At 61.2% G+C, this 5,281-nt stretch carries 3 protein-coding genes and 1 pseudogene; 1 reads left to right on the top strand and 3 read right to left on the bottom strand.

Annotated elements, in window-relative coordinates; genetic code table 11:
- Positions 1 to 530: 530 nt before the first annotated feature.
- Complete coding sequence (locus tag GSQ89_RS01700; RefSeq protein ID WP_158921387.1) at positions 531 to 1,889, bottom strand: hypothetical protein; 1,359 nt, start codon at positions 1,887 to 1,889, stop codon at positions 531 to 533.
- A 280-nt stretch (positions 1,890 to 2,169) separates the two neighbouring features.
- On the opposite strand from GSQ89_RS01700, the gene GSQ89_RS01705 reads away from it, so the two are divergent.
- Positions 2,170 to 3,201: an IS110 family transposase gene (locus GSQ89_RS01705; protein WP_158921389.1), complete on the top strand. Its 1,032-nt coding sequence runs from the start codon at positions 2,170 to 2,172 to the stop codon at positions 3,199 to 3,201.
- A 1,046-nt stretch (positions 3,202 to 4,247) separates the two neighbouring features.
- On the opposite strand, the pseudogene GSQ89_RS01715 reads toward GSQ89_RS01705, so the two are convergent.
- Together GSQ89_RS01715 and GSQ89_RS01720 are read right to left on the bottom strand one after the other, a co-directional pair.
- Positions 4,248 to 5,066, bottom strand: a pseudogene (locus GSQ89_RS01715) (IS110 family transposase); the annotation flags it as partial.
- A partial coding sequence (locus GSQ89_RS01720) for a transposase (protein ID WP_174254815.1) occupies positions 5,067 to 5,281 on the bottom strand: 215 nt, incomplete at its 5' end.

The raw sequence follows: 5,281 nt of genomic DNA on the forward strand, positions 1-5,281 counted from the left end.
TGCATGAGGCTCGGCACCAGACCACCCGGTGCAACCCTCGAAAGCCTGCATACTGTGAGACGGGTCGCCCCTATCTCAGGCGAACATCTGGTCTAGGGCCTAGCCCGGCAAAGGTAGTCCCCGGCGACATCGAAATGACCCCAGCTGCGTTGCCGAACGAGTGCAACGTTACGCCAGACAAATTTGCACGCTCCACGGGCCTGCGTCTCGAGCACAGTCTCGAAAGCGGGGCGGTCAGTGATGTCGACAAACTCGTCGGCGTCGAGCGGGAAGACCCAATCGGCGTCAGCAGCAAAGGCGCGCTGGACCAGCAGGTTCGTAATCGCCGCCTGGATAGCCGCGAACACCGCAGTCGATCGGGACGCCGGCAGCGCACGCCGCCTCGAGTATCTCGCGCGAGCCGTCGGTGGATCGGTGGTCCATGGCGACGATGTGGTCGAACAGGGCGGCACAATGTGTAAGGGAACTGGCAGGATATCAGACTCATTGCGCACCATGACTGCCGCTGCAAGGCGAAGTGGGCGCGTCGCCTACGATGACGCCGCGGCAGTAATGCAGGTTACCGGTGTCAGCGAGCGCGGGAGAACCGGCATGCGGTCGAATCCGAGTTTCAGGCCGTTTCGTTGCATGATCCGGAAAAGCTCGCGTTGTGGATCGATTCCATGGCGCGCCAGGAAGCGGTAGAAAAGTCCGGCCTCCTGGTCTCTGGGGCGCAGGTGACGCGCGGAGACTTCACCAATGATTGCAATGCGGCCCGCCTGCTGTGCTTCCGGCCATGTCTGACCCCAGAGCAGGTCAATGCCGAACCCGCTAATGCCCTCACTGAATGTCCAGGCTAGCCGATCGAGTGCCGCCCTCGAGAAGGCCGGCATCATCACCTCCACCCCATCAACCGGCACCACACGGCCGGCATGTGCGCTGTCGCGGAAGATCGGCCAAGAACAGTCCGAATCCGGAGTGAGCAAGGGCTGCGCCAGCACCAGGTCGTGCGACTGCATCACGTCGAAGAAGCGGTCCAGATCGCCGGCGCCGAGATCGATGTCATCATCGAGGAAAATTACGCGTTCGTAGCTGCGCAGCAGAGTCGGGTCACGGCGCAAGATAGCCTCGATGGCGGTCACCTTGGAGCCGCGCTGGAAGATGGCATACTCGCAGGCTGCATGAGGTTCCGCGCCGGGGTCTTCGTAGTAGTTGAGCATCAGATCGAAGCCGCGTTCCGGCGTTGCGAAGCGATAAGCGGCGTCAGGAGCAGTCTGCACGAAGACGAGGTTCGGCCGTTGTGGTGCCGCAGCGCGGCGGAGTGGTCGCCAGTCGATATTGTCACGAAAAATTGTTTGGCGCGCCTCAAGACTTACGAAGCCGTAGTCAACGCCCTCGCCTTCGAGCCGACCGGTGGCAGCGATCTGCCTAAGCATTAGAGCCGGGGCAGTGGCTGATGTCGCGCCATGTGAGGCCATCCATCGCTGGAGATCGATGTGCGGCGCCGGATCGCGCCCCTCGGCGAGACCACGCGTAAGATAATGTTCGAGAGGGTGGTTGCCGCCGAGACAATCATGGTTAACGGCGGCGTACCAGGAGTGGTCGAACTCCTTAGAGGGCGATTCCGGGCGATCAGCGCCGTGGCGCAGGTAGAAGTTCAGAAGCGGGAAGCTTCGACGCACGCCGGCAGCGGCAAGTTGCGCTCGATAATAGGCAGGATCGAAGAAGGGATTGGGTCGTTGGCCGCGTCGGGCGCCGATCGTGAGGTAGTGGATGAACGGTCGCCGGTACCAGACGCTGCTGCTCAGATAAGCAGCGCGATAAGCTTCGGGCTGGAAGAGACAGGCGCCATAGGCTCGGCGGGTTGCATCGGCAGGGTTTGGCATGGCGGAAGTGGCGAACGTCCTCATGATATTTGAGACGAACGCGGCAGTCGACGAGCGTCGATCCGATCCGCCGTTAGTTTGGAACCCCTTGTTGCATAGCGTGAATGCAAGTGCAACAAGACCCCTCGAATGCGATCCATCGGTACTGGCAATGGCGCTCGCGAGGCTCGGTCGGGCCGTGCAGATTGGAAATTCTTAGAGTCCTTGTGTGGACATCGGGTAATCGCGGCTGAAGGCTTGAAAGCTCCATAGTGCCGTGGTCCGGGCGCTGTCGCCCGGCAGTTCACATGTGGGAGGGTGCTCGATGGCCCAATTTGTTGGTTTGGACGTTTCGCAAAAGCTGACGTCGATCTGCGTCGTTGACGAGACGGGACGCAGGCTCTGGCGTGGTCAATGCCGATCAGAGCCGGAGCCGATCGGCCGGGCGGTGCGAGGGCATGCGGGAGGAGATGCCAGCATTGGGATCGAAACCGGCCCGATGACGCCGTGGCTCGTGCATGAGTTGCGGAATCGGGGGCTTAACGTTGTTTGCCTCGATGCGAGACATGCCAGTGCCGCGCTCAAGATGCAGATGAACAAGACCGATCAGAACGACGCCGAGGGACTGGCGCAGATCATGCGCACGGGATGGTATCGATCAGTGCACGTGAAGTCGATCGATGCCCATCGGACGCGTGCGCTGCTCGGCGCGAGAGCACAACTCGTCGGCATGACGACACGTCTGTCGAACCATATCCGAGGCGTGCTCAAGACGTTTGGGATGCTGCCCGGCGCAATGCGCGGTCTTCCGTTCGATCGGCGGGTCGAGGCTCTGCTGGTTGATCGTGCTGACCTGGCGGCCATCGTTCGACCCATGCTCACGGCCTGGCGTCAGCTGCGCGAACAGATTGCGGTCTTCGATAAGGCGGTGCGCGCGCTGGCGAAAAGTGACCCGACGTGCCGGCTTTTGATGAGTGTGCCCGGTATTGGTGTCGTCACCGTGCTGGCCTACGTGAGTACAGTCGAGGACCCAGCCCGCTTCACCCGATCGCGCTCGGTGGGTGCGCACCTGGGGCTGACACCAAGACAATATCAGTCGGGGGAGGTCGACCGCAGCGGCAGGATTTCGCGATGTGGCGACACGCTGGCCCGCACCCTAATGTACGAGGCGGCGGTGGTGATCCTGTCGAGGGTCAAGAAGGCCTCAGGATTGAAGGATTGGGCGCAGGCAATTGCGAAGCGGTCCGGGATTGGCAAGGCGCGCGTCGCGCTAGCAAGGAAGCTTTGCGTGATCCTGCACAGCATTTGGCGCTCGGGCGAACCGTTCCGTTGGTCGGCGCAGCCAGTCGGCGCCTGACTTTGTCTCGCAGAGATACATTCGCGCGATTGCTCTGGCGCGGATGAAAGTTGCCCCACCGGGGCGAGGGTGCAGGTATGCTGCGAGGGAGGCCGTTGAGCCGCGCGTACTCCGTGTGAGCTCGTTGTGGACATTGCAGTGCCTGTGCTTCGGACCAGATGTTGCGGCGGAGCCTTTTCGACCGCGGAGAGAACCGTGACCCCGGCACGGCGACAGAAGTAAGCTGCGAGAATTCACCCCGTCACCGACTGCGCAGTGTCGGATTTATCTGGAACCACGGAAGGACAGCGGTTCCATTGTTTCCCGATGCTGATCGTCGACCTCAAGCCCGGCGTCTGCGACGCTCCGCTGCGCGGCTTGACCTCGACGATCAGCATCGAAAGGCGGCTTGACATGCCGTCGACACCCATTGTGTCCTTGCCGTCTCGGGATATCGTTTCTCTTGGTTGAATGTTGCATCGGCCGCATGGTGAGGCCCTTATAGCGTTACGTAACGAAATGCAGCGGAAACTGACCCATCGATGGCTGGCTTTTAGACCGCGCCTGCCGAGGCGGCGGCCGCGGCTTCCACGCCGTAAGCTTCCCCTGTCAGCATCATCTTCCACGCCATGCGTGCGGTCCTGTTGGCCGGAGCCACGGCGGCCATATGCCGTCGACACACCATTGTATCCTTGCCGTCTCGGGATATCATTTCTCTCGGCGTTGACTGATGGACGGCATCCAAACGCTTTCAAGCAAGAAGCTATTGACAGGAGGGACGCGATTAGAGAACGGCCTCCTCCTCGCAAGGCGTTTTGCAGCGTTTTGACCAAATCGCTTGCGTCCATATGTCCGGCCTGTTGGCGCGCTCGCACATGAACGCTGGCCAAGATGGTTTCCGCAACACGAGTTCCAAACAGAAGGGCGACCTTGCAGGAGGCCGCTGGAGCTATCGGAGTATCTCGCGCCGTGGATCGATTGATCACACCACCTGCTTATCATCTTGCAAGTTCTGGCATCGCCTCAGCACGGTTGCAGTTGAGTTGCTCCCCGTGTCTGGCCGATCTCTAGACCGTGCCCGCAACGGCAGCGACCACGGATTTCTCGATATAAGTTTCGCCTGTTACCATCATCTTCCAGGCGATGCGTGCCGTCTTATTAGCCAGCGCCACCGCGGCCAGCTTTGGTGACTTGCGCTTGAGAATTGCGGCCAGCCACGGCGACACCTTTCCGCTGCGTAGAGCCTGTTGGATTACCGAGGTCGCGCCGATGACCAGGACGCTGCGCAATCCCTCATCGCCGGCGCGGGTGATGACGCCAAGCCTGACTTTACCTCCGGTCGAATGATCCTTTGGTGTCAAACCGATCCAGGCCGCGAATTGACGCCCAGATCGGAATAGCTCGGGCTCCGGGGTCTTCATTGTCAGCAACACCGAGCCGATCGGACCAACGCCAGGGATCTGGGCAAGGCGTTGACTGCGTTCGTCGGCGCGGTGCCAGGTCGTGAGCTTGGCATCGACCTCGCCGATTTGCGCCTGTAGCTGCGTATATTCCTTGGCCTGCATGGCGAACAACTCTTGAGCCAGGGCGGGCAGGCTCTCATCGGCTGCGATGCGCTCGAGCAACGGAACCAGCTGAGCAATCCCCTTGGTGGCAGTCAGGCCGAATTCGGCGGCATAGCTGCGGATGGTGTTGGCCAGTTGGGTGCGATTGCGGATCAGCCGGTCGCGCACGCCGACCAGCATCAGGGCCGCCTGTTGCTCAGCCGTCTTTACCGGCACGAAACGCATCGTCGGTCGGCTCATCGCTTCGCACAACGCCTCGGCGTCAGCCGCATCGTTCTTGCCGCGCTTGACGTAGGGCTTGGCCAACTGAGGCGGTATTACTCAGCAGTCGGTAATATAGGAGACACTTGGTGTCCGGAAGAATGATCGGATCAGCCTGGGTGCCTTCTTGAGGGCGGCAAGTTGGGCTCCGATTTTGTCGCCGAGCGTTTCGCCTTTGCGGAGAGGCGTTCTGGCGACACCAGTGCGCTTCACATGGCTCCAAACCAACTCGTCGGGGTTCAGCTCGGGCGCATAGCCGGGAAGAAAATGCAGCG

It is taken from the genome of Acidisphaera sp. S103 (assembly GCF_009765975.1).
Classification (GTDB): Bacteria; Pseudomonadota; Alphaproteobacteria; order Acetobacterales; family Acetobacteraceae; genus Rhodopila.

Coding starts and splice junctions, on each gene's coding strand:
- GSQ89_RS01700 (WP_158921387.1), bottom strand. CDS start 1,889: ATGAGGACGTTCGCCACTTCCGCCATGCCAAACCCTGCCGATGCAACC.
- GSQ89_RS01705 (WP_158921389.1), top strand. CDS start 2,170: ATGGCCCAATTTGTTGGTTTGGACGTTTCGCAAAAGCTGACGTCGATC.